A 23,559-nucleotide genomic window follows, 5' to 3' on the forward strand; every position below is an offset into this window, starting at 1 on the left:
CGCGGATCAGGAGCGGGCGGCCTCGAGAGGAAGGAAGTCGGCGAGGGGCGCGACAGAGACGGCGTTCATGTCATCCACTCCTCTCGCTGAGACCTTCCGGGAGAACCCCGGTGCGTCGTCGAGCCTAGAGGTCACGAGCGGATCGTGTCCAGACCCGATCTGCTGCTTCCCCGGCCCGGTCCGGACGAATGGTCGGATGCCGTGGACGCCGCGTCGGGTGCAGCAGCCCCCCGACTGCGAGTGTTGAACCATGACCACGACCGCGCCCGTACCCGTGACGACCGCCCGCACCGAGAGCATCCGCTACGGCGGGCTCATCGTGCTGATGCTGATGGGCTTCCTGCTCGTCACCGCGGAGTTCCTGCCCAACGGCGTACTCACCGAGATGGCAGACGCACTCGGCGTCACGCCGGGGCAGGCCGGGCAGACCGTGACGGTCACCGCCCTCGTCGGCCTGATCGTCGCACCCACGGTCGGACTGATCTTCCCCCGCCTCGATCGTCGGTCGCTGCTCATCTGGATGGCGCTCGCGGCCGCCGCGTCGAACCTCATCGTCGCGATCGCGCCGAACCTCATCATCGTCCTGCTCGCACGGTTCCTGCTGGGAGCGGCGATCAGCGCGTTCTGGGCGATGTCGATCACGGTGGCCGTGCGGCTCGCCGGCCCCGAGCACCTCGGACGCGGCGTCATGTTCACCTCCGCCGGTGTCTCGCTCGCCACGGTCGCGGGCGTCCCACTCGGGGTCATGCTCAGCGAGATCGTCGACTGGCAGACGGTGTTCGCGATCGCCGGCGTGCTCATGGTGCTGCTGTCCGTGGCGCTGCGCTTCATGCTGCCGTCGGTCCCGGCCGAGCAGGCGTCGAGCATCCGCCTGCTCGTCGACACCCTGCGTCGCCCCGGCATCGGGCTCGGCATGGTCGGCCACGTGCTCGTGGTGCTCGGGCACTTCCTCGCCTACACGTACGTGCGGCTCGCGCTCGAGCGCATCCCCGAGGTAGAGCCGTCGACGATCATCCTGCTGCTCGCCCTCTTCGGCGTCGGCGGCCTCGCCGGCAACCTCGGACTCGGGTTCTTCATCGACCGCACCTTCGCGTTCTTCGCGGTGTTCGCGCCGCTCGTGATCGCGGTGTCGGTGCTGTCGATGATCTTCCTCTCGGGGTCGGTCCTCGGCGTCGGGATCGTCGTGTTCGTCTGGGGCTTCTTCTTCTCGTCGTGGCTGCTCGTGGCCAACACCTGGGTGGGACACCGGATGCCCGACCGGCTCGAGGCCGGCGGCAGCCTGGTCGTCGTCGGATTCCAGGGCGCGATCACGATCGCGGCGGGCCTCGGAGGACTGCTCGTCGACACCCTCGACGTCGAGTTCGTCTACGTCCTCGGGGCCATCTCGCTGCTGGTCGGCGCCGTGCTCTTCGGACTGTCGAACCACAGGAGCACGGCAGCGGCGGCGCTCGTCTGAGAGAGCGAGGTCGCCGGGCTCAGGCGGGGACCGCGGTGAGCTCGCCCGCCCGCCAGGCCGACGGAGTCAGGCCGGTGCGGCGGCGGAACGCGCGACTGAATCCCTCGTCTGAGGCGTAGCCCAACTCGCGCGAGGTCTCGCTGACGGATCGGCCGGCGCTCAGCATCCGCTTGGCCGTGTCGATGCGCACCTCGGTGACGTAGTCGGCGGGGGAGCGGCCGATCGCGCTGCGGAAGCGCTCGGCGAATACGGAGCGCGACATCGCCCCGACGCTCGCGAGCCGCTCGACGGTCCACTCGCGACCGGGCTGCTCGTGGATCGCCTCGACGACGCGGTCGAGGAACGGATCCTTCGAGACCGACGGCCAGCCCGCGGGTGCGCAGCCGTTCGCAGCCCAGGCGCGGATGACGCTGAGCAGCACGGTCTGCGCCATCATGCGGCAGATCACGGGGTCGCCCTGCCTGACCGGGTAGGAGGGCGGATCCGTCGGCCCCATGCTGCCGGCGAGGGCTGCCGCTGCGGGCTCGAGGGCATCGAAGGACATGACGGTGATCGGGTCGGGGAGCACGGCAGCAAGCATCGACGCGCTGTCGGAGAACTCGAGGTCGACGACCACGAGGTCGGTCGCAGACCCCGCTTCGAGAGCGATCGGAGCCCTGCCGAGCGTGAGGAACGCATCGCCTCTGACGAGACTCGCACTCAGGGGCCGATCATCCACGGCCACGATGTGCGCCGCGCGGTCGACGTCGAGGCGGCATCCGGTGGTGAGGGGCGGATGCCCGCTCACAGAACCGTCGGCGATGTACACGAGGGTGGCGGCGCCAGAAGGCAGCGGCAGGATTCCGCCTGCCGCCAGCGCGACGCGTCGAGCGATGCCCACGCGCAGGTCGACGGAGTCGAGCACCTGCCCGAGGGCTGCGGAATCGACGGTCACCATGCCTTCGGCAACGCCCGGGGGCGCATAGCTATTCCGGATACGCTGGAAGGACCCCCACCTGAGGAGTCCCGTGTTCCGCACACCCGACCGCCTGTTCCGAGTCCTCGCGATCGCGGAGGCGATCACCTGGACCATCCTCATCTCGGCGATCATCGCCCGTGCCGTCGGTGCGCCGGGCATCGTCGTGACGATCGGCGGGGGCATCCACGGGTTCGTGTTCCTCGCCTATGCGGCGACCGCCGTGCTCGTCGCGCTCAATCAGCGCTGGCACCTCGGCGTCGCGATCCTCGCCGTGGTCAGCGCGATCGTGCCCTACGCGACGATCCCCATGGAGATCTGGCTGCACCGCACCGGGCGCCTGGCCGGCGACTGGCGGCTCGAGCAGACCGCCGACCCGCGCGACGCCCGCTGGTACGACAGGCTCATGCGGTGGTTCCTGCGCCGTCCGTGGGTGCTCGCGCTCCTGCTCGTCGTCGGAATCGTCGTGCTGTACGTGATCCTGCTGCTGGTCGGCCCGCCCGGAGGCAAGTGACGCCCGACGGGCATCACTGCACGACGACGGCGTTCTTGTCGATGACCTCGGCCATCGTGGCGTCGATGTCGCCACCCGTGCAGTCGACGATCACATAGAGCCCGACGCCGGTCGCGGTGAAGGCCCGCGCGGCCATGCTCCAGGTGCGCTCGCCGGCTTCGCCTTCGACCTGACGGTTCTCGACGTCGGTGTTTCCGCCGATCTGGTAGCTGAAGGCGCCCGTCGTGGAGAGCGGTGTGATGGCCGCCGCATCCGCCTCGCCCAGGATCACGGCGAGCATCGCGTCGGAGCTGACGCTGTCGTCGCCCGCGACCGTCGGCACGTCGGGGATGAGCCCCTGCCAGAACTGCGCGGTGCACGTGTCATCGATCGTGCCGTAGGTCCAGCCGCCGTTGCCGTCGTCGGGCTTGACGATCTTCCAGCCTTCGTCGACCACGAAGCCGTCTCCCCACTGGATGTAGGCCGTGGCGGGCAGATCGGCCCCCGCGGCGAAGGTCAGCGACGCTGGCAGGTCTCCGGACGGCTGCTCCGTCGGGCTCGTGGTGGGTGCCGGGTCGGGGCCGCCGCCGTCGGGGGTGTTCACCGGGATCTGCGCGTACAGGCATCCGCTGAGCGGCAGCACCGCCAACGCGACCACCGAGGCGGCGGCGAGGCGGGCGAGCGGAGAGACCTGCGAGATGCGCGTCATGCCGGTCAGCCTAGCCGGGGCCCGCGCGCTCCTGCGGGACGATTCCCCGGGGCAGGGCCGTCAGTGCGCGGATGCGATGCCGACGGCATCCTGCACCATCACCGACGCGACCCGCGCCCCCGCTCCCGCCGCGACGATGAGCTGCTGGGGTCCGGGGATCGCCGCGTCGCCGGCGGCGTAGAGCCCCGGGATGTCGGTGCGCCCCGAGCGGTCGGTCACGAGGTGTCCGTCGTGATCGATCGACGGCGCGAAGCCGCGCAGGAACGACAGGTCGGTCTCCCACTCCGGCCGGACGAACCCGCCCTCGACCGGGATGACGGATCCGTCGTCCAGCCTGATCGCCTCGATGCGGCCGCGATCGCCGATGAGTTCGGAGATCGGATGACGCACGACAGCGACGCCCGCCGCCACCAGCCCGGCCTCCTGGGCGCTCGTCACGGTGTCGGCGCCGAGCGTGAAGACGGTGAGATCCTCGGTCCAGCGGGCGATGAGTCGGGCACGGTCGGCGAGGTCTTCGGTCGTGCCGATGAGTGCGAGTCGTCTTCCGCGCATCTCCCACGCGTCACAGGCCGCACAGCTGAACAGGCTGATGCCGTAGAAGCCGCGCAGGTTCGGCACGTCGGGGAGGGTTTCGCGCAGCCCGGTGGCGAGCAGCACCGAGCGCGCGGTGACGATCTCGGTCGCATCCCTGCGGCCGATGGATGCCGTGAACCGGGGGCTCTGCGCGACGCCATCCGGTGTGAGCCCGGCATCCGGCGCGACTCCCGACTCCAGTCGTGCGAGATCGAGCACTCTGACGCGGGTGCGCACCTCGATGTTCGGGTAGGCGGCGAGCTCCTCGCGGGCGATGCGACGGAGCTCATGAGGGGGCACCCCGTCGCGGGTGAGGAACCCGTGCGAGTTCAGAGTGGCGGCGTTGCGGGGGCGGTCCGCATCGACGACGAGCACGCGCATGAGAGAGCGTCCGAGATTCAATGCGGCGGAGAGCCCGGCGGGGCCGCCGCCGATCACGAGCACGTCGTAGGCGTCCGTGTCAGTCATCAGTGCCCTTCTGTCGCGTCCAGTCTGCCACCTCGCGACTGAGGGTCACCTAACTTCGGGTGATCCCGGAGTGCGGGCTGAGGGCGACGACATCGCCGATCACGACGACGGCGGGGGAGCGCACCTGCCGGGCGGCTGCGAGGTGGGCGATCGTGCCGAGCGTGCCGATCGTGACCCGCTGGCGCTCACCGAATCCGTCTTCGATGATCGCGACGGGGCAGTCGGAGCCTCGCGCTCCCGCGGCGAGGACGTGCGCGGAATGCCCGAGGGTGTTCACGCCCATCAGCAGCACGACGGTGTGGTCGCGCCCTCCGCCGAGCGCCTCGATCTGGTCGTGGGCGCTGGCGACGGTGAACGTCTCGGCGACGCCGCGCTGGGTCAGGGGGATGCCGGCGAGGCCCGGCACGGCGACCGCGCTCGTGACTCCGGCGATCACGTCGACAGCGATGCCGGCGGCTTCGCAGAACAGCTGCTCCTCGCGTCCACGGCCGAAGACGAACGGGTCGCCGCCCTTCAGTCGCACCACGCGGTGCCCCTCAAGGGCGAGCGAGACGAGCAGCTCGTTGATGCCGTCCTGCGGCACGGGGTGGTGACCCGGGAGCTTGCCGACGTCGATGACCTCGGCGTCGATTCGCACGCCCTCGTCGGCGAGCTGGGCGAGCACGGCCCGTGCTCCGAGGCGGTCGGCGACGATCACGTCGGCCGCCTGCAGCGCGCGGAGCCCCCGCACGGTCAACAGCCCGGCATCACCCGGACCCGCGCCGACGAGCGTGACGGTGCCGGGTGTTGTGACGGTGCCGGTCGTCATGGGTGTGCGGCTTCGGCGATCGGGCCCGCTGTCGAGAGAAGGCGCGCGGCCGCCTCGTCGTAGCGCGCGACGACGAGGTCGATCAGTGGCTGCGGCACGGTGAAGCCGTCGAGCAGGGGTGCGGTGACGGTTCTCCCTTCAGCCTGGCTGGCGGTCATGTCGAAGAAGAAGCCTCGGGCGAGCAGATACGTCGAGACGACCGCTTCGGGATGCTCTCGCAGTGCGCCGGGCAGGTCTGGTTGACGCGCGGCGAGGTAGGCGAGTTCGACCCGCGCACCGAGTCGGAGCGAGAGCAGCGAGGCCATGGCCTCGGCATCCGTCAGTGAGGCCGGGTCGCGGGAGCCGGCCACCGCGAGGATCACCGGCTCGCGGGAGTCGAGATCGACCGCGGGCGATGCGGTGGATGCTGCAGCCAGGCGATCCGCCAGCACCTCGGCGAGACGCGGGTCGGGTCCCATCGGGTCGCTGACCACGGCATCCGCCTTCTTCGCCGCCATGCCGTGCAGGTCGTGGTGCACGTGGAAGCCGCGCGAGAGCAGCAGCGGCACGATCACGACCGGACCCTCGATCGTCGGCAGGAGGTCGGCCGCGTCGGGCTGCTGCACATCGACGAAGGCGCTGCGCACCTCGACGTCGGGCACGGCTGCTGCGACGGCGTCGACCAGGTCGGCGATGGCCCGGGCGCCCTCGGCATCAGAGGTCCCGTGCGAGACGGCGAGCAGGATCGGGCGGCGCATGCTGAGACTGTAGGCGAGCCGTGTGACGACGGTGTTTCGAGGATCTCGCCTCGACGCAGGGGCGGATGTGCGGGGTCCTCCGGGCGGGGCCGCCGGGAGGGAGCCGCCCGGTCAGAGAGCGGGTACGGAGCTCCGCCACGTGCGCAGCGCGAGGAGGACGTCGGGGTCGAGGCCTGCCGCTCTCGACCATTCCTCGAGCTCCAGCGCCTCGTAGGCGTCGGCGAACGCCGACTCCGGGGTGTGGCCGAACCGCGTCAGCACAGCTCGGCGTTCCTCGGCGTGCTGCGATCTGCTGCGGAGCGCCTCCATCGCGGCCGCGTTCTCGAACGAGGTCGCGTAGTCGCGCCGCGCGGCTTCGGTGGTCACGTCGAGGGCGCGCAGCAGCATCATCGTGACGAGGCCGGTGCGGTCCCATCCGGCCGCGCAGTGGAACAGGATGCCGCCGGGGCGCGCCGTCGCGATCGCCTGCAGCACCTCCGCCATACGGTGCGGCAGGTCGGTGAGGTGTGGCACGTAGTAGAGGGGCGTGCCCCAGCGGCCGTCGGCCTCGAGCGGCTCCCAGAAGTCGCGCTCCTCTCCGTCGAGATCCACGGCGATCGCTTCGATGTCGCCTGGCGCACCGGGCGTGCGCTCCTCCGGTCGGCGCAGGTCGACCACTGTGGCGACTCCCCGTTCACGAAGGCGATCCCATCCCTCGGGCGGTACGAGATCAGGCGCATCGGAGCGGATGAAGACGCCATGCGGGGTGACGCTGCCGTCCTGGCGCTGCAGACCTCCGAGGTCGCGCGCGTTCGCGAGGCCGGGGATGTCGAGGGGAGGGTGGCTCACGCGGGGATTCTCGCACGGCGGCCTGATTCCGTCCCCCGAATCCAAAGTTGAGCCAGTTCATATCAAGTTTGTTTGACAGCATCCGGAGGTCGGAGTACAGTTGAGTCATCGCGACTCAGGTTTCCCTGATCGCCCCGGATTTCCAGACCACATCAACCTCAGCAACAAAGGAGAATCACATGGCACGTGCTGTTGGAATCGACCTCGGTACGACGAACTCCGTCGTCAGCGTCCTCGAGGGTGGCGAGCCGAAGGTCATCGCCAATGCCGAGGGCTTCCGCACGACCCCCTCGGTCGTCGCCTTCACGAAGGACGGCGAGGTGCTCGTCGGCGAGACCGCGAAGCGCCAGGCCGTCACGAACGTCGACCGCACCATCGCATCCGTCAAGCGTCACATCGGAACCGACTGGTCCTTCGACGTCGACGGCAAGAAGTGGACGCCGCAGGAGATCTCGGCGCGCATCCTCCAGAAGCTCAAGCGCGACGCAGAGTCGTACCTGGGCGACACGGTGACCGACGCGGTCATCACCGTCCCCGCGTACTTCAACGACGCCGAGCGCCAGGCCACCAAGGAGGCCGGTGAGATCTCGGGCCTCAACGTCCTGCGCATCATCAACGAGCCCACCGCAGCGGCTCTCGCCTACGGCCTCGACAAGGGCAAGGAAGACGAGCTCATCCTGGTCTTCGACCTCGGCGGCGGAACGTTCGACGTCTCGCTGCTCGAAGTGGGCAAGGACGACGACTTCTCGACCATCCAGGTGCGCTCGACCTCCGGTGACAACCGCCTCGGCGGCGACGACTGGGACCAGCGTCTCGTCGACCACCTGATCAAGCAGTTCAAGGAGACCACGGGCGTCGACGTCTCGGGTGACAAGATCGCCCTGCAGCGTCTCAAGGAGGCAGCTGAGCAGGCCAAGAAGGAGCTCTCCTCCTCGACCTCGACCAGCATCAACCTCCCGTACCTGTCGCTGACCGAGTCCGGCCCCGTCTCGCTCTCCGAGACCATCACCCGCGCGAAGTTCGAGGACCTCACCAAGGACCTGCTCGACCGCACCAAGAAGCCGTTCGAGGACGTCATCCGCGAAGCCGGCATCAAGGTCGCCGACATCGACCACATCGTGCTCGTGGGTGGATCGACCCGTATGCCCGCTGTCGCCGAGCTCGTCAAGCGCGAGACCGGCAAAGAGGCCAACAAGGGCGTCAACCCCGATGAGGTCGTCGCCGTGGGTGCCGCCCTCCAGGCCGGTGTCCTCAAGGGTGAGCGCAAGGACGTGCTGCTCATCGACGTCACCCCCCTCAGCCTCGGCATCGAGACCAAGGGCGGCATGATGACCAAGCTCATCGAGCGCAACACGGCCATCCCGACCAAGCGCAGCGAGACCTTCACCACGGCAGACGACAACCAGCCGTCCGTCGCGATCCAGGTCTTCCAGGGCGAGCGCGACTTCACCCGCGACAACAAGCCGCTGGGAACGTTCGAGCTCACCGGAATCGCCCCGGCTCCCCGTGGCATCCCGCAGATCGAGGTCACGTTCGACATCGACGCCAACGGCATCGTGCACGTGTCCGCCAAGGACAAGGGCACGGGCACCGAGAAGTCGATCGTCATCTCCGGCGGCTCGTCGCTGTCGAAGGAGGACATCGAGCGCATGGTCCGCGAGGCTGAAGAGCACGCGGCTGAAGACAAGGCGCGCCGCGAGGCCGCCGAGGTCCGCAACCAGGCCGAGACGCTCGCGTACTCGATCGACAAGCTGATCACCGAGAACGACGACAAGCTGCCCGAAGACGTCAAGACCGAGGTCAAGGCCGATGTCGACGCCCTCAAGACGGCTCTGGCCGGCGAAGACGACGAGGCCGTGAAGACCGCGTTCGACAAGCTGAACCAGTCGCAGGGCAAGATCGGCGAGGCCATCTACGCACAGTCCCAGGCTGAGGGCGCCGCGAGCGCCGACGCCGCGGGCGAGGCTCCGGCCGATGACAGCTCCTCCGATGAGGACGTCATCGACGCCGAGGTCGTCGACGACGAGGATGAGAAGAAGTAATCATGACGGACAAGAACTTCGAAGGTGACGACGAGGTTCGCAGCGAGGGGTCGGATGCTCAGGCATCCGGCCCCGCGCCGCAGAATCCCGACTCGCGCGAGGCCGCGGCCGCAGAAGGATCCGACGAGACGCCGGTCGACGGCGCTCCCGACGACCTGACGGTCGACGACATCCTCGGCGCCACCCAGACCGGCGAGGCCGCGGCAGAGGATGCCGTGCTCGCCGACCTGGAGTCGACGCTGCTGAACGACCTCAAGCGTCTCCAGGCCGAGTACGCCAACTACCGCCGCCGCACCGAAGAGCAGCGTCAGGTCGAGATCGAGCGCGCGAAGGGCGAGGCCGCCAAGGGCCTCATCCCCGTGCTCGATGATCTCGATCGCGCCGCCCAGCACGGTGACCTGGTCGAGGGCACGCCCTTCGCCGTCATCGCCGGCAAGGTGCGCACGGTGGTCGAGCGTCTCGGCGTCGTCTCGTACGGCGAGAAGGGTGAGGAATTCGACCCGCAGCGCCATGAGGCGATCTTCCAGCAGCCCACGCCGGGCGCCGACAAGACCACGGTGCTCGAGGTCGTCGAGGTGGGTTACCGCCTCGGTGACGTCGAGCTGCGTCCCGCGAAGGTCGTCGTCGCCGTACCCGCAGAGTAGGTGATCGATGGCTAGCCAGGACTGGTTCGACAAGGACTTCTACAAGACCCTCGGGGTCTCGAAAGACGTCAGCGACGCCGATCTCAAGAAGACGTACCGAAAGCTCGCTCGCAAGTATCACCCCGACTCCAATCAGGGTGACGAGAAGGCCGAGGCGAAGTTCAAAGAGGTCAGCGAGGCGTACTCGGTGCTCTCTGACGCGGAACAGCGCAAGGAGTACGACGAGATCCGCGCGATGGGCTCGGGCGCACGCTTCACGGCGGGCGGCACGGGTGCGGGCGGTTTCGAAGACGTCTTCAGCCGGTTCGGGCAGCAGGGGCGCGGGCAGCAGCAGTCCGCCGACTTCGAGGACATCTTCGCGATGTTCAACCAGGGGCAGGGCGGCTCGTTCGGCTCCGGTCGGTTCGGGCAGACGTCCGGCGGGTACCGCGGTTTCGGAGGCCCTCAGAAGGGTGCCGACGTCACGGCACGCACCACGCTCGACTTCGCCACCGCCGTGCAGGGCGAGACGATCTCGCTGCAGGGTGATGACGGCAAACCGTTCAAGGTGAAGATCCCCGCCGGCGTGGCCGACGGTCAGAAGATCAGGCTCCGCGGACGCGGTCGCCCCTCGCCCGACGGCGGGGAGAACGGCGACGTCGTGGTGCAGATCGCGGTGCGACCGCATCCGGTGTTCACCCGGGAAGGGCTGAACCTGCGCGTGGTCGTGCCGGTGACCTTCACCGAGGCCGCGCTGGGCGCGACCATCGAGGTTCCGACGCTCGGCGGCGACACGGTCAAGCTGCGCGTCGCCCCCGGCACCCCGTCAGGACGCGTGCTGCGCGTCAAGGGACGCGGCGTGACCACAGCGAAAGGCACGGGCGATCTGCTCGCCGAGCTGCAGATCGCGGTGCCGTCGCACCTCGACGAGGCCGCTCGCGAGGCGCTGGAGAAGTTCCAGTCCCTTGAACCCGCCGAGAACCCGCGGGCCGACCTCATGGCCAAGGCCCGACGGTAGAGAAACCGCGATGAGAACGATGATGACGAACGCGAACACCGAGGAAGAGGTGATCCACAGTGGCTGACCAGCGCATGGATGCCGACACCCCGGTGTTCGCGATCGCCGTCGCCGCCGAGCTCTCGGGTATGCACCCGCAGACTCTGCGACAGTATGACCGCATCGGACTCGTGGTGCCCGGTCGCACATCCGGCGGCTCGCGCCGCTACTCCACCCGCAACATCGAGCAGCTCCGCGAGGTCGCCCAGCTCTCGTCTGAAGGCGTGAGCCTTCCGGCGATCGCGCGACTCCTCGATCTGGAGGATGAGAACCGGATGCTGCGGCGCCGCGTCGTGGAACTCGATGCCGCCCTGCGGGCCGAGCGAGAGAGCCGCCCCGGTGTCCGTGTGTTCGCCGCCGGTGCATCAGGTGTCATCCCGATGCCGAACGGCCGCCGCATGCGTCGCTCTGCCGAGGTCGTCCTCTGGCATCCGGGTGGCGGGCGGGACTGATCTCCCGCTCGGGTGCACCTACGACGACCGCCACACCTTCGTCGCGAGGTTCGCGACCTCCTTGTCGAGGGTGTCGAGTCGGTGGTCGAGTATGTCGATGCGACCGTTCAGATGCGCGTCGAGGGCGTCGATCTGGCCTGACAGTTTTCCATCGAGCGCCTCGATCTGGCCGGACAGTTTTCCATCGAGCGCTTCGATCTGGCCGGACAGTTTTCCGTCGAGCGCTTCGATCTTTCCGGTCAGCGCTCCCTCGAGGTGGCCGATCTGTCCGGAGAGTGTGCCGTCGAGGTGGCCGATCTGTCCGGTCAGTGTGCCGTCGAGGCGGCCGATCTCGGCGCGCACGACCCTGCCGAAATGCGTCGTCACGAGGGTGAAGCCGCCCAGGAGCGCGGCGCCGAACACCCCTATGAGTGTCCATACCTGAGGCTCGTTCATCGTCATGACTCCATCCTGTGAGCGTGGCGCCAGAATGGCAGTGTTGCGTCGTCCGGCACCGTCTGCCCGTGCCCGATCCTGCGAGGCCGGGGACAGATCGGACGGGATGCGTTGCGGTGCAGGAGGGGTCGCCGCACCCGCGCATCCATCCGCGCGCGGTATCGTTGCGACACGATGAGGATGACGCGTCGCACACTGCTGATCGGCGCCGGAGCCGGTGTCCTGGGAGTCCTGCTGGCCTCCTGCACGCCCGAGCCGGCGCCGTCGCCCACGCCCGACCGCTCGCCGACGCCGAAGCCGACGAGCGACGCGATCACCCCGGCGGCGTTCGCCCGCAGCTCATGGTCGACGGATCCCTTCTCGCTCGGCGCCGCGAGCTTCACGCCCGTGGGCACGCAGGCGGCCGCCCGCGACGCGCTGGCCGAACCGATCGATGACCGCCTGTTCCTGTCGGGCGAGGCGACCGACTCGGAGGCTCCCGGCACGATGGCCGCCGCCCTCCGCTCGGGTGAACGGGCTGCCGAGCAGCTCCTGCGCGCGGCAGACGCGGGTGAACGCGTCGCGGTCATCGGCGCGGGGCTCGCCGGTGCGACCGCTGCCTCCAGGCTCGTCGCCGAGGGGCTGCAGGTCACGGTGTTCGAGGCGCGCGACCGTATCGGAGGCCGCATCCACTCGATCGTCGACGACAAGGCGTGGCCGTTCCCGGCGCAGCTCGGAGGCTGGCTCTTCGGAGCCTCCGACAATGCTCTGCTCGACTCCCTGAACTCGCTCGACATCCGCACCGCGCCGATCGCCGGGTCGCTGTGGCGATCGAGCGAGGGCGACGTCGGTGCGGTGTCCGCCGAGCCGGTGCAGGCCGCCATCACCACGGCCCAGCAGGGGCTGACCGACACTTCGCTCGAAGATGCGCTCATCGCGGCCGGTGCCGATCCGACCGAACCCGGGCTCGCGGCCCTGCTCGCTTCGATCGCTGCATCGTCCGGGGCCGACGCCGACGACACGTCGACCTGGTTCCCGCCGATCCTCCCCGCCGACGAGTACAGCGCAGCTCTCGGCGATCTGACCCCCGTCATCGAGGGCCTGCTCGAGGGCGCCAAGCTGAGCCTGTCGTCGCCTGTCGGTCGGGTCGCGTACGACGAGGCCGGGGTCAGCCTCGGCATCGCCTCGGGAGAATCACTGTCGTTCGACCGGGTGCTCATCACGGTGCCGCTCGGCGTGCTCAAGAGCGAGGGGCTGCAGTTCGCCCCCGCGCTGCCGTTCGGCCACCGCGGCGCGATCGACGACCTGGGCATGGGGCGCATCGAGACCGTGTGGCTGCGCTTCGACGATCCCCTCACCGCGGCCGCCCCGCCGGCGGAGGGCGAGACGGAGGGCGAGACGGCCGCCGCGGAACCCGCGATCTGGCATGTCGTCGGTGGCGACGTGTCGATCCGCACCTGGATCAACCTCGCTCCGGCGACGGGAGAGAACGTCGTGGTGGGCCTCGTCGGGGGAGACGCGGCGGCGGACTTCGCCGAGCTCGACGACCAGAAGGCGCTGGAGGCCGCCATCGCTTCGCTCGCACCGTTCCTGACCGCGCCTGCCTGACCGGCATCCCGGCACGCCCCCGGTCAGTCCTCAGACCTCGGGGCGCTCGTGCCCTCGCCGTCGCATCCGGCTGACGAGCACGATCACGGTGGCGACCAGTGCGAAGATCGCGAGCGCGATGCCGCTGGTGATCAGGAACTCCGGGGGTCCCGACACCTGCCGCGGATCGAGGAAGTAGTACGGGTACCAGCCCACCGAGGGTCCGCGCCACAGTGTCACGCCACCCCAGGCGAGCGGAAACGCGAGCGCCGTCGGCACCACCCACCACGGCACTCCGCGATGCCCCGGCGTGAGCACCCAGGCCAGCGCCGTGCACGCGGGCAGCCAGAAGTGCAGCACCTGATCCGACCACGGCACGTCCACCCGGATGCCGCGGAGACCTGCCTGCCAGACGATCAGCGCGAAGGCGAGTCCGGCGGTGATCGTCCAGGTGAGCACGAGAGCCAGCGACACGGTGAACCACCGCGGATCGGTCGCGCGGATGAAGGCCAGCACCGCCCCGATCAGCAGCACCACGACGAGTGCGCAGTTGGACTGCACTGTCAGATAGGCGAAGAAGTTCTCGCCGGCGATGGTTCGCGAGCTCAGTCCCCAGAAGAGTCGGTGCACGAGTGCGACAGTGCAGACGGTGGCTGTGGCCAGGCGCAGCACGCCGAAGAGCGATCGTGCCCTCACCTTCGCCCCTGCCCCTTCCCGGCTGCGCCCATCGTCGTCCCGAGCGCGAACCGCGCCATCCGGCGAGTCTACGGAAGCCCACGGGGGCAGGGGCTGCGGCGACCCGCATTCAGGAGATGGAAAAGTGCTCTTCCTAGCGTGAGAGCAGGGATCGACCCTGCTCCGCGCCTGGCGCGCGGTGTCCTGCCACGAAGGAACATCTCCTCATGACGAACACCACCGCCCCCTCTGCCGCCACTTCGCTCGGACTCCTCGTCCTCCGCGTCGTGGTCGGCGCCGTCTTCGCCGCTCACGGAGCGCAGAAGATCTTCGAGTACACCCTCCCCGGAACCATCGGCAGCTTCGCAGGCATGGGCATCCCTCTGCCCGAGATCGCGGCTCCGGTCGTCGCCTTCATCGAGCTGATCGGCGGCATCCTGCTGGCGCTGGGACTCTTCACGCGCCCCATCGGCATCCTGCTCGCGATCGACATGATCGTGGCCCTGTTCGCGGTGCACCTTCCGGCTGGCCTCTGGGTCGGCGAGGGCGGCTACGAGTTCGTCGCGGTTCTCGGCGTCGCGGCCCTCGCGCTCGCGTTCACCGGCGCGGGCCGCTTCTCGCTCGACGGCGCCTTCCTGCGCGGTCGTGTTCCCGCCTGGCTCAGCTGAGCGTGCGGGGGAGCGCCCCACGGGGCGTTCCTCCGTCGGTGTGTATCCTGTCAACAGTTAACAGGAGGTCACCGTGACACAGACCGTCAAGCGCGGAGAGTCCCTCGGCGCGCAGGTGGCGCAGGTCCTGCGTCAGCGCATCGTGCGCGGCGAGCTCTCGCCCGGCGCGCGCATCACCGAGGAGGCCCTCGCCGAGGAGTTCTCGGTGAGCAGGGGGCCGATCCGCGACGCCCTCACCCAGCTCAGCTTCGAGAAGCTCGTCGAAGTGCAGCGCCCTCGGGGCGTGTACATCACCGGGCTCTCGCAGGACGACGTGGATCAGCTCTACAGTCTGCGGGGCGCCCTCGAGCAGCTCGCACTGTCGCGCGCCATGAGGGTGGAAGACGACGAGCGCTGGGCATCGATGGCGGCTGCGGTCGATCGCATGAGTCAGGCCGCAGACAGGGGCGATCACGCCGCCTTCGTCGCCGCCGACCTCGAGTTCCACTCCGAGATCTACGTCCTCGCCGACCATCCGCGTCTGCAGGGCGCGTGGAGTCAGTACCTGCCGACCTTCGCGTCGCTCCTCGAGGTGACCATCAACCACGACGACGACCTCCACGAGTCGTCCGACGACCACATGAAGCTCATGGAGGTGATGCGCTCCGGCAGCCCCGACGAGGCTGCGGCGGTGCTCACCGCCCACCTCGACGGCGCACGCGACCGGATGCTCAGCGAGCTCGCCGACCGACCCGCCTGACGGCGCCTGCGCGTCGGATCTCTGACGGTCTCCGACAGGCCTCCGTCCGGATCAGGCGGGAGGCGTCAGGCGACGACGCAGCACCCAGGTGTTGCCGGTCGCATCGCCGCTGTGTTCGAAATCGTCGAGCACAGCGCTCGACAGGGCGAGGCCGCGTCCGCTCTCGCTGTCGACGCCGGGCATCGTGACCGCATCCCAGTCGATCCTGGCCGGATCGGCCGTGTCGACGAAGGTCGCGACGAGGTCGTCGGAGCCGACCTCGATGTCGACCTCGACGGTGATGCCGACATCCGGCTCGCCCTGCGCGTCAGCGTGCGTGGCGATGTTCGTCGACACCTCGCTGACCGCCAGTGCGAACAGCGTGCGGTCCTCCGGCGCCACATGCGGGGCGGACTCCCAGAGGGCGTCCAGGGCGTCGAGGACGTGCTCGACGAAGGCGGGGCCGGCGAGGCCCGCGACGTGCGCCCGGCGCTCCTCAACGCCCATCGAACGCCGTCTCGGGTGTCGGGTGGTCGAGCAGCACGCGGTCGAGATTCGTCAGGTGCAGCACCGTCCGCACCGCCTCGGGCACTGCTGCGATGCGCAGATCGCCGCCGGCGACCCTGGCGCTCTTCAGACCGCCGACGAGGGCTCCCAGCCCCGACGAATCGACGAACTGCAGGTCGGCCATGTCGATCACGATCCTCGACTCGCCTCCGGCCACGAGGTCGTTCACCGCCTTGCGGAGCAACGGTGCTCCCGTCGCCGTGAGGCGGCCGGACAGGGAGATCACGGCGAAGCCGTCCCTGATGTCAGTGCTGAGATCCATGGTTCTCCTCCTCGAGGGTTCGGGCCGGTCCGCGGTAGCGGGCGGCTTGGATGATGACGCTGAGCACGACGAGGTCGTACAGCACCCACACCGTGTTGACCAGGGTGCCGGTGCCGTCGCCCGTTCCGATGACGACGCGGGTGATGCCGATCACGAGCGCCACGCTGAGCACGACCATCGCGGTCAACTGCGGCCAGATCTCGCGCCACGGCACTCCTCGCGGATCCCGTCCGTCTTTGCGCGTCACGGCGAACGACAGGGGGCGGCCGAAGACCACGTTCGCGAACGCCGTCCAGCATGCGCGGATCCAGACCGGGAACAGCGCGAGCGAATACTGCTGCCCGCGCCAGGTTCTCAGCCCCTTGGCGACCACGAGGAACAGCAGCTGGTTGACGAGGAAGTAGGGCAGGAACCGCACGAAGAAGTCGACCGACCAGGCGGTCACGGGCAGCACGCCGAACACCAGGTAGACGACCGGCGCCGTGAGATAGATCACGGCGGCGAAACCCGAGAGATAGCTCCACATCGTGGCGAAGTACATCAGCCGCTGCCCGATCGACAGTCCGCGCTTCGCGAGCGGGTTGTCGCGCAGCATCACCTGCAGCGTGCCCTGCGCCCAGCGCAGGCGCTGCGTCAGCATCGTCCGCAGATCCTCGGGCGCGAGGCCCTTCGCCAGGATCTCGTGGTGGTAGACGCTGCGCCACCCTAGCGAGTGCAGCTGCATCGCGGTGGCCATGTCCTCCGTGACCGAGATCGTGGCGAGCGGAAGGATCGGCTGCGCCTCATCACCGCGGTCGAGGCGGAGAGCGTCGAGCAGCGCTCGCACGGCGTCGAGAGCAGTGATCGGCGACAGATCCGATTGGGCGAGCGCCGTCAGGCCCGCCTCGTCGACGACGATCGCGTCGAGCTGCGCATCGTGGGCGATGGGCAGGGACCCCAGCTCCGCGAGGTCGGATCGGATGCCGGCGAGATCCTTGGCGACCAGGATCACGGAGGCGTTGTGCACCGCAGCCAGCACCGCATCGGCGACCTTGCGCACGGGCGCTCCGCCGGCGAGATCACGACGGCTCTGGCCGATCGCCACGTGCAGTGCGAAAAGCTCGCGACGGAGCTCGGGATCGGATGCCGAGCGCATCTCCTTCTCGACCAGGGTCTCGGAGGTGCGCAGCGCGCGAGCCGCGGTGTCCGTCACCTCGCGCACGTAGCCGATGATGCCGAGCTGCATCAGGGCGTCGCGACGGAGCACGGCGTTCGATCCGCAGAAGAACGCCGCGTTCCAGCCGTCCTTGCCCTGCTGGATCGGGCCGTAGAACAGCGGCGCCTGGCTGCCGAGCGGGTCGGCCTCGTCGACGTTGACGAACCACTGCGGGGTCTGCACCACGGCGACCTCCGGGTCGTCGGCGAAGTACCCGAGCGTGCGGTGCAGGATCAGCGGATCGGGGATCTGATCCGCGTCGAGGATGAGGAGGAACTCTCCGTCGGTCTCGAAGAGCGCGCTGTTGAGGTTGCCCGCCTTCGCGTGACGGGGCTTGCCCATCCAGTCGTCGGAGCGGGTGAGGTAGCCGATGTCGGCGTCGCGGGCGGCCCGCTCGAGCTCGGGTCGGGCGCCGTCGTCGAGGATCCAGGTGGTGTGCGGATAGGCGATCCCGCGCGCTGCTCGCGCGGTCGTCATCACGAGCTCGACCGGCTCGTTGTACGTCGCGATGAACACGTCGACCGTGCCCTGAGGGGGCGACACCGGAGCCGGCCGCTCCTTGGCCCGCCACATCGTGAGACAGAAGAGGAAGGTGTCGATCAGGCTGTAGGTCTCTGCGATCACCAGGGGCACGGCGATCCACCACGCCGACCAGTTCACCGATTCGAGCCAGCGCCACGCGACGTAGTTCACACCGAGCAGCACCGACAGCACCGCGATGATGCGGATCGCGGCGAAGCGGGCGGTCATGCGTCGCGCCGCACCACGACCACGGTGATGTCGTCGGTCGCTCGATCGTCCGAGATGAGCTGCAGCGCCTCGTTGATCGCCCCATCGGGACCGAGCGCGTCGAGCACGCGGGCCACGTGGGCGAACGGGTCATCGGCGTCGAGCACGTCGAGCAGGCCGTCGCTGCAGCACACGAAGGCGTCTCCGGGTTCGAGGCGCGTGCTCCGGGACTCCCGAGCATCCTGGTCCGGAAGGGCGGCGCCCATCCCCAGGGGGAGGCCGGTCGAGCGAAGGTGCTCCCACGAGCCGTCGGCTCGGAGGATGAACGCGAGGCTGTGCCCGGCGTCGATCACCTCGAGATCGCCGGTCTCGGGCTGCAGCTCGGCGTGGACCGCCGTCACGAACATCGTCGTCTCGGAGAGGTCCTCCTCGAGCAGCCGGTCGGCGTCGGCGACGGCCTCGGCGATGCTGCGCTCGGGAGCGGTGCGCAGTGAGGCGCGCACGCCCGCGGCGACGATGGCGGGACCCGTGCCCTTGCCCATCGCGTCGGCGAGGGTGATGCGCAGCGCGCCGCCGTGGAGGCGGAGGTCGTAGAAGTCACCCGCCAGGCGGCCACGCGAGGCGCCCCCGCCCGCGATCGTGTAGCCGGCGATGGTGGGGAGCGAGTGCGGTCGCAGCGCGCTCTGGATCAGAGTGGCCTGATCGAGCTCGGCGTCGGCCGCGAGCTCGGTCTGCACCCAGAAGGCGAGGTCGCGCAGCAGGTCGCGCTGCGCCTCCGAGAAGGTGTGCGGCTCGGTGTCGAGGACGCACAGCGTTCCCACCGGTTCGCCGCCGGGTGCGTGCAGCGGGTGCCCGGCGTAGAACCGGAGGTGCGGATCACCGACCACGAACGGATTCGCCGCGAAGTTCTCGGTCGCGCTGGCATCCTCGATCACCACAGTGCGGTCCTGGCCGACCGTGTAGTCGCAGAACGAATCCTGTCGGGGCGCCTCTCGCCCGCCGAGTCCGATCTCCGACTTGCGCCACTGGCGGTCGCCGTCCAGGAGCGAGACGCTCACCATCGGCATACCGAACATCTGCTGAGCCAGCCTGGCGACCCGATCCACTCGTTCATCCCGTGGTGTGTCCAGGATCCCGAGTTCCTCCAGTGCCTGCTGGCGTCTGCGTTCATCGAACATTGCTCCGCTCCCCTCGTAGCTGCTCTCATACTCGCACCTGCCGGGGCGCGGATGACAGGCGGTGGCGGAGAGTTGTATACCGGTATCAGTGTTGACTGTTAACAGTCAACACTGATACGGTCAGGGGGTCGACAACAAGGTCGACCCACGTAGAGGAGCAAAGATGCCCCGCATGCGCATCACCCGGGCGGCCGCCGCGATCGCGGCCGTCGCCGCCACCGCTCTCGTCCTGTCGGCCTGCACCAAGGTCGAAGAGGGTGAGGATGCGGTATCCGCCTTTCCCGAGAACGACATCCGCCTGATCATCCAGGCCAACCCCGGCGGCGGATCCGACCTGTCGTCGCGCGCCCTCGCAACCGAGCTCGAGGGGATCCTCGGCGTCAGCGTCATCCCCGAGAACATGCCGGGTGCCGCAGGGGCGCTCGCCATGGAATACGTCGGTGCACAGGACCCCGACGGCTACGTGATCGGCTTCGCACCGGTCGAGATCGCGATGCTCAACACCACCCAGGGCGCGAACGTGCTGCCGGAGGACTTCGACCTCCTCGGCCAGATCATGCTCGCCCCCGGTGTCATCACCGTCGGCGCCAACAGCGGCATCGAGTCGCTGGAAGACCTCGTCGCCCAGGCGAAGTCCGGGGCCGTCACGGTCGCCAACTCCGGCGCGGGCTCGATCTGGGAAGCTGCGACGATCGGCCTCGGCGACGCCACCGACTCGACCTTCACGCCCGTGCCGTACGACGGCGGAGCGACGGCTGTCGCGGCTGCCGCCTCCGGCGAGACGGTGGCCGCCGTGTCGGGGCTGGGTGAAGCACTCGCGCAGGGTGAGGCCGTGCGCATCCTCGGTGTCATGAACGACGAGCGTCACCCGGATGCCGAAGACGTGCCCACGGTCGACGAGGCGATCGGCGAAGACGTGGTCTTCGGTGGCTGGGGCGGCATCTACGCTCCGAAGGGCCTGCCGGACGACGTGAAGAGCGAGCTCGAGGCCGCCGTCAAGGAGGCTGTCGAGTCCGACACCTACCAGCAGTTCCAGAAGGACGCCGGCAACCTCGTGGTCTACCGTGACTCGGCCGAGTGGACGACATTCGTCGACGAGCAGTTCGACCTCTTCAAGGATCTCCTGGGCTGACCGGCCCGGGGAACGCGGGGCCGGTCTCATCGCCGGCCCCGCACTGTCCTCGCCGCACGTCAGACCAGGGAAGGAGAACCATGTCCCACGCCGATGCCACCCCCTCGGTCGAGCGGGTCGAGCAGGACGAACACCAGGGCGCATCCCCGTCCAGACCGCTCGAGATCGTCTTCGGAGTCGTCTCCCTGGCCTTCAGCTCGGGATACCTGTTCCTCGCCACGCAGATCCCGTTGCGCCGGGAGGCGCTCCCCGGCCAGATCGACGCACGCTTCTGGCCCATGGTGATCGCCGTCACGGCGGTCGTCATCTCACTCGCCATCCTCGCGATCGCGATCACCCGACCCGCTCCCGGCCGTGAGGATCTCGACCGCATCCAGCCGGGCGGCACGGTGCGCGTGATCGCCACCCTCGCGATCGCCGGGGCCTTCATCGCCGTGTGGTCACTGGGATCCGTCATCCTGTTCGGCTACCGCATCGAGGTCTTCCCGATCGCCGCAGCCGTGCTGATGGCCGCCCTCATGCTCCTCTACGGTCACCGCCGTTGGCTGAGCCTCATCATCTACTCCGTCTCCGTCACGGCGTTCGTCTACGTCGTGTTCGGCATGCTCCTGAGGATCCCGCTGTGAACGCGCTCATGGAGGGGCTGAACTCGCTCCTCGACATCTCGATCCTGCTCTACATGCTGGTGGGGCTCCTCCTCGGTTTCATGGTCGGCGCCTTCCCCGGCATCACGGCGACCATGGCCGTGGCGCTCGCCGCAGGATTCACGCTCACGCTGGAGCCCGTCCAGGGCCTCGCGGTGCTGCTGACGATCTACGTCGCGGCCAACTTCGGCGACCGGGTGCCCTCGATCCTGATCAACACCCCCGGCACGCCCGCGTCGATCGCGACCACGCTCGACGGCTATCCGATGGCCAAGCAGGGAAGGGCGGGACTCGCGCTGACGATCTCGGCCATGGTCTCGGCAGTCGGCATCCTCGCCTCGCTGGTGCTGTTCGCCGTCGCCGCCGTGCCGATCGCCAGCTTCGCGCGCGACTACTTCAAATCGCCCGAGCTGTTCGCGCTGGTCGTCTTCGGCATCTCGATCATGATCGGCATCTCGTCGAAGTCGATGCTCAAGGGCATCCTCGCCGGACTCTTCGGCCTCATGCTCGGCACGGTCGGGACGTACGCCGCGACCGCGGACCAGCGCTTCACGTTCGGGGTGCTCGAACTCGTCGAGGGCGTCAACTTCATCGCCGTGATCATCGGCCTCTTCGGCATCGCCGAGCTCTTCGACCAGCTGCTCACCTACCGCAAGTCGCACGTACGACCCATCTCGAGCCTCGGTCGGTGGTGGCCGAATCGCTCGGAGCTGAAGCAGAGCGGACGAGCCACCGCCGTCGGCGGCGCGGTCGGCCTCGGTGTCGGGCTCATCCCGGCAGCAGGTGGCGACATCGCCGGCCTCATCGGCTGGGAGCGAGCCCGCAAGGCCTCGAAGCATCCCGAGATGTTCGGCAAGGGCTCGATCGAGGGCGTCGCGGCATCCGACACTGCCTCCAGCGCCACGCTCGGCGGCTCGCTCACGACCACGATGGCCCTCGGCATCCCCGGCGACTCGGTGATGGCGGTGATGATCGGCTCGATGATCATCTGGGGCATCACCCCCGGACCCACGCTCTTCACCAACCGCCCCGACCTCGTCGTCTCGATCGTCGGCATCATGCTCGTCGCGACCCTGCTCTCGCTCGGCCTGAGTCTCGTGCGCATGAAGGGCATGGTGAAGCTGCTCGACGTGCCGCAGCCGTACCTCTGGAGCGGCATCCTGATCTTCTGCATCATCGGCACGTATGCCACATCGAACAGCCTCTCGACCGTCGTGACGATGCTCGTCTTCGGCGTGATCGGAGTGCTCCTCAAGCGGATGCAGGTGCCTGCCGGACCCATCGTGCTCGGTCTGCTGCTCGGTCCGCTCGCCGAGGAGAACCTGGCTCGCACGCTGGCGATCCTGCCGACGCGTCCGTTCTTCGAGGTCGTCAGCCCCATCGCGATCGTGCTTCTCGTGCTCGCCGTGCTGTCGATCGTGATGCCGGCGGTCCGTGCCGCCCGCACACCCCGCGGCGAGCGGGCGTCGCTGGAGGACTCGATCCTCCAGGCCGAGAGTCGCGAGCAGATCGAGAGGGCGCACGATGAGCTCGCCGCCGACCCCGACCTGCTCACCTCGACCGTGCGCAACGTCCCCGCTTCAGCGAGGCGTCCGCGCAAGACCCGCAAGAACTCCAAGGAGAACGAGAAGTGACCCGCTACGACATCCTCACCGCCGTGCCCACGGCCTTCCACAGCGACGGCGCACTCGACCTCGAGGGGTCGCGAGCGATCTTCCGGTTCGTCGCAGAGTCGGGCAACGAGGGCGCATTCGTCCTCGGCACGACGGGCGAGTTCCCCGCCGTCGACGCGATCGAGTTCGCGGCGATCGTCGAAGCGGCGCTCGCCGAGCTGAAGGACCGGATGCGCGTCGTCGTGCATGTCGGCCAGCCCAGCACGTTCGAGGCGCTGCGTCTCGTCGAGATCGCGAAAGGGCTCGGCGCGACCGAGTTCGCGGCCCTCACCCCGTATTACCTCAAGGCGACGGACGACTCGATCTACGACTACTTCGCCGCGCTGTCCGACGCGATCGGCGACGGTCGGCTCTACGTCTACATCTATCCGGCGCGCAGCGGCAACCCGGTCTCGGTCGAGCTGCTCGCGCGCCTCGCCGAGCTGCCCAACATCGTGGGTGCCAAGGTCAGCGAGCTGTCGCTCGACGAGATCGCCGCCTACCGGGCCGCGGTCCCCGCCGACTTCGATCTGTACACGGGCGCCGATCGCGATCTGATCGCCGCGGTGCAGGTCGGCGCGCAGGGAGTCGTCTCGGGCGTCTCGTCGGTCACGCCGAAGCCGTTCCGCGCCCTGGCAGATGCCGGCCGCTCGGGCGATGCCGACGCGATCGCCGCCGCCCAGGCCGCGGTCGACGACGTCGTCTCGCTCATCGGCGGGGACATGGCGCGCATGAAGGAGGCGTATCGGGTGCTCGACGTCGTCGACACGCACTGCCGCATGGCGATCGCCGAGCCGACGGATGCCGAGCGCCAGGCCGTCGCCCAGGTGGTGGCCGCGCACCGCTAGGAGAGCGGCCGGAGAGACCGGGAGGGGTGGGCGGTGTGGCTTCGGTCGGGCCGCCTTCTCCCTGCCGGTCGTTCTCATAGCCGACACGG

General features: G+C 69.1%; 26 protein-coding genes. 13 read left to right on the top strand and 13 right to left on the bottom strand.

From position 1 onward, the window contains the following. Window positions 1-6 precede the first annotated feature (6 nt). Complete coding sequence (locus ACQ4LY_RS06675) at window positions 7-135, bottom strand: hypothetical protein (protein WP_431075237.1); 129 nt, start codon at window positions 133-135, stop codon at window positions 7-9. Between the two features lie 115 nt (window positions 136-250). On the opposite strand from ACQ4LY_RS06675, the gene ACQ4LY_RS06680 reads away from it, so the two are divergent. After that, the gene (locus tag ACQ4LY_RS06680; protein WP_431075239.1) at window positions 251-1,456 is read left to right on the top strand and encodes an MFS transporter; all 1,206 of its coding nucleotides are present in this window, start codon (window positions 251-253) and stop codon (window positions 1,454-1,456) included. Window positions 1,457-1,475: 19 nt separating this feature from the next. Here the strand turns inward: ACQ4LY_RS06680 and ACQ4LY_RS06685 are convergent, their stop codons facing one another. Continuing rightward, window positions 1,476-2,393, bottom strand: coding sequence for a helix-turn-helix transcriptional regulator (locus tag ACQ4LY_RS06685; RefSeq protein WP_431075240.1), 918 nt, complete (start codon window positions 2,391-2,393; stop codon window positions 1,476-1,478). A gap of 70 nt (window positions 2,394-2,463) precedes the next feature. Here ACQ4LY_RS06685 and ACQ4LY_RS06690 point away from each other — a divergent pair, with 70 nt between their 5' ends. Beyond that, window positions 2,464-2,925: a DUF3817 domain-containing protein gene (locus tag ACQ4LY_RS06690; RefSeq protein ID WP_431075241.1), complete on the top strand. Its 462-nt coding sequence runs from the start codon at window positions 2,464-2,466 to the stop codon at window positions 2,923-2,925. Between the two features lie 13 nt (window positions 2,926-2,938). Here the strand turns inward: ACQ4LY_RS06690 and ACQ4LY_RS06695 are convergent, their stop codons facing one another. The 5 genes from ACQ4LY_RS06695 to ACQ4LY_RS06715 form a co-directional block, all read right to left on the bottom strand. Continuing rightward, window positions 2,939-3,613, bottom strand: coding sequence for a hypothetical protein (locus ACQ4LY_RS06695; RefSeq protein WP_431075242.1), 675 nt, complete (start codon window positions 3,611-3,613; stop codon window positions 2,939-2,941). Between the two features lie 60 nt (window positions 3,614-3,673). Further along, on the bottom strand, window positions 3,674-4,654 hold the full coding sequence (locus ACQ4LY_RS06700) for an NAD(P)/FAD-dependent oxidoreductase (protein WP_431075243.1): 981 nt from the start codon (window positions 4,652-4,654) through the stop codon (window positions 3,674-3,676). Window positions 4,655-4,703: 49 nt separating this feature from the next. Further along, window positions 4,704-5,462 carry a uroporphyrinogen-III C-methyltransferase gene (gene cobA, locus ACQ4LY_RS06705; protein ID WP_431075244.1) on the bottom strand — a complete coding sequence of 253 codons (759 nt, stop codon included), beginning with the start codon at window positions 5,460-5,462 and terminating at the stop codon, window positions 4,704-4,706. Next, window positions 5,459-6,199 (bottom strand): sirohydrochlorin chelatase, encoded by a 741-nt coding sequence (locus ACQ4LY_RS06710; RefSeq protein WP_431075245.1) that lies wholly within the window; start codon window positions 6,197-6,199, stop codon window positions 5,459-5,461. The genes cobA and ACQ4LY_RS06710 overlap by 4 nt, the downstream gene beginning before the upstream one ends. A 111-nt stretch (window positions 6,200-6,310) precedes the next feature. Continuing rightward, on the bottom strand, window positions 6,311-7,027 hold the full coding sequence (locus ACQ4LY_RS06715) for a tyrosine-protein phosphatase (RefSeq protein WP_431075246.1): 717 nt from the start codon (window positions 7,025-7,027) through the stop codon (window positions 6,311-6,313). A gap of 179 nt (window positions 7,028-7,206) precedes the next feature. On the opposite strand from ACQ4LY_RS06715, the gene dnaK reads away from it, so the two are divergent. Genes dnaK through ACQ4LY_RS06735 form a run of 4 tightly spaced genes read left to right on the top strand, consistent with a single transcriptional unit; the run spans window position 7,207 to window position 11,201 of the window. Further along, on the top strand, window positions 7,207-9,069 hold the full coding sequence (dnaK, locus tag ACQ4LY_RS06720; protein ID WP_431075247.1) for a molecular chaperone DnaK: 1,863 nt from the start codon (window positions 7,207-7,209) through the stop codon (window positions 9,067-9,069). A gap of 2 nt (window positions 9,070-9,071) precedes the next feature. Then, window positions 9,072-9,713 (top strand): nucleotide exchange factor GrpE, encoded by a 642-nt coding sequence (locus ACQ4LY_RS06725; protein WP_056311413.1) that lies wholly within the window; start codon window positions 9,072-9,074, stop codon window positions 9,711-9,713. Between the two features lie 7 nt (window positions 9,714-9,720). Continuing rightward, a complete protein-coding gene (locus ACQ4LY_RS06730) occupies window positions 9,721-10,710 on the top strand; it encodes a DnaJ C-terminal domain-containing protein (protein ID WP_056311415.1) in 990 nt (329 codons plus the stop codon). Window positions 10,711-10,769: 59 nt separating this feature from the next. Beyond that, a complete protein-coding gene (locus ACQ4LY_RS06735) occupies window positions 10,770-11,201 on the top strand; it encodes a heat shock protein transcriptional repressor HspR (RefSeq protein ID WP_056512114.1) in 432 nt (143 codons plus the stop codon). Window positions 11,202-11,219: 18 nt separating this feature from the next. Here ACQ4LY_RS06735 and ACQ4LY_RS06740 read toward each other — a convergent pair whose 3' ends face one another. Further along, window positions 11,220-11,642: a hypothetical protein gene (locus ACQ4LY_RS06740; RefSeq protein WP_431075248.1), complete on the bottom strand. Its 423-nt coding sequence runs from the start codon at window positions 11,640-11,642 to the stop codon at window positions 11,220-11,222. A gap of 174 nt (window positions 11,643-11,816) precedes the next feature. Between ACQ4LY_RS06740 and ACQ4LY_RS06745 the strand changes: the two genes are divergently transcribed. Beyond that, the gene (locus tag ACQ4LY_RS06745; protein WP_431075249.1) at window positions 11,817-13,223 is read left to right on the top strand and encodes an FAD-dependent oxidoreductase; all 1,407 of its coding nucleotides are present in this window, start codon (window positions 11,817-11,819) and stop codon (window positions 13,221-13,223) included. Between the two features lie 30 nt (window positions 13,224-13,253). Here ACQ4LY_RS06745 and ACQ4LY_RS06750 read toward each other — a convergent pair whose 3' ends face one another. Then, window positions 13,254-13,898 (bottom strand): Pr6Pr family membrane protein, encoded by a 645-nt coding sequence (locus ACQ4LY_RS06750; protein WP_056311423.1) that lies wholly within the window; start codon window positions 13,896-13,898, stop codon window positions 13,254-13,256. 206 nt (window positions 13,899-14,104) lie between these two features. Here ACQ4LY_RS06750 and ACQ4LY_RS06755 point away from each other — a divergent pair, with 206 nt between their 5' ends. Both ACQ4LY_RS06755 and ACQ4LY_RS06760 read left to right on the top strand, forming a co-directional pair. Beyond that, on the top strand, window positions 14,105-14,545 hold the full coding sequence (locus ACQ4LY_RS06755) for a DoxX family protein (protein WP_431075250.1): 441 nt from the start codon (window positions 14,105-14,107) through the stop codon (window positions 14,543-14,545). Window positions 14,546-14,618: 73 nt separating this feature from the next. Then, window positions 14,619-15,284 carry a GntR family transcriptional regulator gene (locus ACQ4LY_RS06760; RefSeq protein ID WP_053098059.1) on the top strand — a complete coding sequence of 222 codons (666 nt, stop codon included), beginning with the start codon at window positions 14,619-14,621 and terminating at the stop codon, window positions 15,282-15,284. A gap of 51 nt (window positions 15,285-15,335) precedes the next feature. Here ACQ4LY_RS06760 and ACQ4LY_RS06765 read toward each other — a convergent pair whose 3' ends face one another. The 4 genes from ACQ4LY_RS06765 to ACQ4LY_RS06780 are packed head-to-tail and all read right to left on the bottom strand — an operon-like array spanning window position 15,336 to window position 19,194. Next, window positions 15,336-15,770, bottom strand: coding sequence for an ATP-binding protein (locus ACQ4LY_RS06765; protein ID WP_285363459.1), 435 nt, complete (start codon window positions 15,768-15,770; stop codon window positions 15,336-15,338). Continuing rightward, window positions 15,760-16,092, bottom strand: a complete 333-nt coding sequence (locus ACQ4LY_RS06770) for an STAS domain-containing protein (protein ID WP_053098057.1) — start codon at window positions 16,090-16,092, stop codon at window positions 15,760-15,762. The genes ACQ4LY_RS06765 and ACQ4LY_RS06770 overlap by 11 nt, the downstream gene beginning before the upstream one ends. Further along, window positions 16,076-18,037: a glycosyltransferase family 2 protein gene (locus ACQ4LY_RS06775; protein WP_431075251.1), complete on the bottom strand. Its 1,962-nt coding sequence runs from the start codon at window positions 18,035-18,037 to the stop codon at window positions 16,076-16,078. The genes ACQ4LY_RS06770 and ACQ4LY_RS06775 overlap by 17 nt, the downstream gene beginning before the upstream one ends. Then, window positions 18,034-19,194, bottom strand: coding sequence for a PP2C family protein-serine/threonine phosphatase (locus ACQ4LY_RS06780; RefSeq protein ID WP_072592050.1), 1,161 nt, complete (start codon window positions 19,192-19,194; stop codon window positions 18,034-18,036). The genes ACQ4LY_RS06775 and ACQ4LY_RS06780 overlap by 4 nt, the downstream gene beginning before the upstream one ends. Window positions 19,195-19,357: 163 nt before the next feature. Here ACQ4LY_RS06780 and ACQ4LY_RS06785 point away from each other — a divergent pair, with 163 nt between their 5' ends. The 4 genes from ACQ4LY_RS06785 (at window position 19,358) to ACQ4LY_RS06800 (ending at window position 23,470) form a co-directional block, all read left to right on the top strand. Next, window positions 19,358-20,326: a tripartite tricarboxylate transporter substrate binding protein gene (locus tag ACQ4LY_RS06785; protein WP_431075252.1), complete on the top strand. Its 969-nt coding sequence runs from the start codon at window positions 19,358-19,360 to the stop codon at window positions 20,324-20,326. An 80-nt stretch (window positions 20,327-20,406) separates the two neighbouring features. Beyond that, the gene (locus ACQ4LY_RS06790; RefSeq protein WP_431075253.1) at window positions 20,407-20,952 is read left to right on the top strand and encodes a tripartite tricarboxylate transporter TctB family protein; all 546 of its coding nucleotides are present in this window, start codon (window positions 20,407-20,409) and stop codon (window positions 20,950-20,952) included. Next, complete coding sequence (locus tag ACQ4LY_RS06795; RefSeq protein WP_431075254.1) at window positions 20,949-22,604, top strand: tripartite tricarboxylate transporter permease; 1,656 nt, start codon at window positions 20,949-20,951, stop codon at window positions 22,602-22,604. Before ACQ4LY_RS06790 ends, ACQ4LY_RS06795 begins: the two co-directional genes overlap by 4 nt. Then, complete coding sequence (locus tag ACQ4LY_RS06800; RefSeq protein ID WP_431075255.1) at window positions 22,601-23,470, top strand: dihydrodipicolinate synthase family protein; 870 nt, start codon at window positions 22,601-22,603, stop codon at window positions 23,468-23,470. Before ACQ4LY_RS06795 ends, ACQ4LY_RS06800 begins: the two co-directional genes overlap by 4 nt. Window positions 23,471-23,559 lie beyond the last annotated feature (89 nt).

Source organism: Microbacterium phyllosphaerae (genome assembly GCF_050628115.1).
Lineage (GTDB): Bacteria > Actinomycetota > Actinomycetes > Actinomycetales > Microbacteriaceae > Microbacterium > Microbacterium phyllosphaerae_A.

What these genes read in the sequence shown, in the direction of transcription:
- ACQ4LY_RS06770 (WP_053098057.1), bottom strand. Translation starts at nt 16,092, where the DNA reads ATGGATCTCAGCACTGACATCAGGGACGGCTTCGCCGTGATCTCCCTG.
- ACQ4LY_RS06765 (WP_285363459.1), bottom strand. Translation starts at nt 15,770, where the DNA reads ATGGGCGTTGAGGAGCGCCGGGCGCACGTCGCGGGCCTCGCCGGCCCC.
- ACQ4LY_RS06730 (WP_056311415.1), top strand. Translation starts at nt 9,721, where the DNA reads ATGGCTAGCCAGGACTGGTTCGACAAGGACTTCTACAAGACCCTCGGG.
- ACQ4LY_RS06680 (WP_431075239.1), top strand. Translation starts at nt 251, where the DNA reads ATGACCACGACCGCGCCCGTACCCGTGACGACCGCCCGCACCGAGAGC.
- ACQ4LY_RS06740 (WP_431075248.1), bottom strand. Translation starts at nt 11,642, where the DNA reads ATGACGATGAACGAGCCTCAGGTATGGACACTCATAGGGGTGTTCGGC.
- cobA (WP_431075244.1), bottom strand. Translation starts at nt 5,462, where the DNA reads ATGACGACCGGCACCGTCACAACACCCGGCACCGTCACGCTCGTCGGC.
- ACQ4LY_RS06695 (WP_431075242.1), bottom strand. Translation starts at nt 3,613, where the DNA reads ATGACGCGCATCTCGCAGGTCTCTCCGCTCGCCCGCCTCGCCGCCGCC.
- ACQ4LY_RS06710 (WP_431075245.1), bottom strand. Translation starts at nt 6,199, where the DNA reads ATGCGCCGCCCGATCCTGCTCGCCGTCTCGCACGGGACCTCTGATGCC.
- ACQ4LY_RS06700 (WP_431075243.1), bottom strand. Translation starts at nt 4,654, where the DNA reads ATGACTGACACGGACGCCTACGACGTGCTCGTGATCGGCGGCGGCCCC.
- ACQ4LY_RS06785 (WP_431075252.1), top strand. Translation starts at nt 19,358, where the DNA reads ATGCCCCGCATGCGCATCACCCGGGCGGCCGCCGCGATCGCGGCCGTC.
- ACQ4LY_RS06755 (WP_431075250.1), top strand. Translation starts at nt 14,105, where the DNA reads ATGACGAACACCACCGCCCCCTCTGCCGCCACTTCGCTCGGACTCCTC.
- ACQ4LY_RS06685 (WP_431075240.1), bottom strand. Translation starts at nt 2,393, where the DNA reads ATGGTGACCGTCGATTCCGCAGCCCTCGGGCAGGTGCTCGACTCCGTC.
- ACQ4LY_RS06725 (WP_056311413.1), top strand. Translation starts at nt 9,072, where the DNA reads ATGACGGACAAGAACTTCGAAGGTGACGACGAGGTTCGCAGCGAGGGG.
- ACQ4LY_RS06780 (WP_072592050.1), bottom strand. Translation starts at nt 19,194, where the DNA reads ATGTTCGATGAACGCAGACGCCAGCAGGCACTGGAGGAACTCGGGATC.
- ACQ4LY_RS06745 (WP_431075249.1), top strand. Translation starts at nt 11,817, where the DNA reads ATGACGCGTCGCACACTGCTGATCGGCGCCGGAGCCGGTGTCCTGGGA.
- ACQ4LY_RS06790 (WP_431075253.1), top strand. Translation starts at nt 20,407, where the DNA reads ATGTCCCACGCCGATGCCACCCCCTCGGTCGAGCGGGTCGAGCAGGAC.
- ACQ4LY_RS06775 (WP_431075251.1), bottom strand. Translation starts at nt 18,037, where the DNA reads ATGACCGCCCGCTTCGCCGCGATCCGCATCATCGCGGTGCTGTCGGTG.
- dnaK (WP_431075247.1), top strand. Translation starts at nt 7,207, where the DNA reads ATGGCACGTGCTGTTGGAATCGACCTCGGTACGACGAACTCCGTCGTC.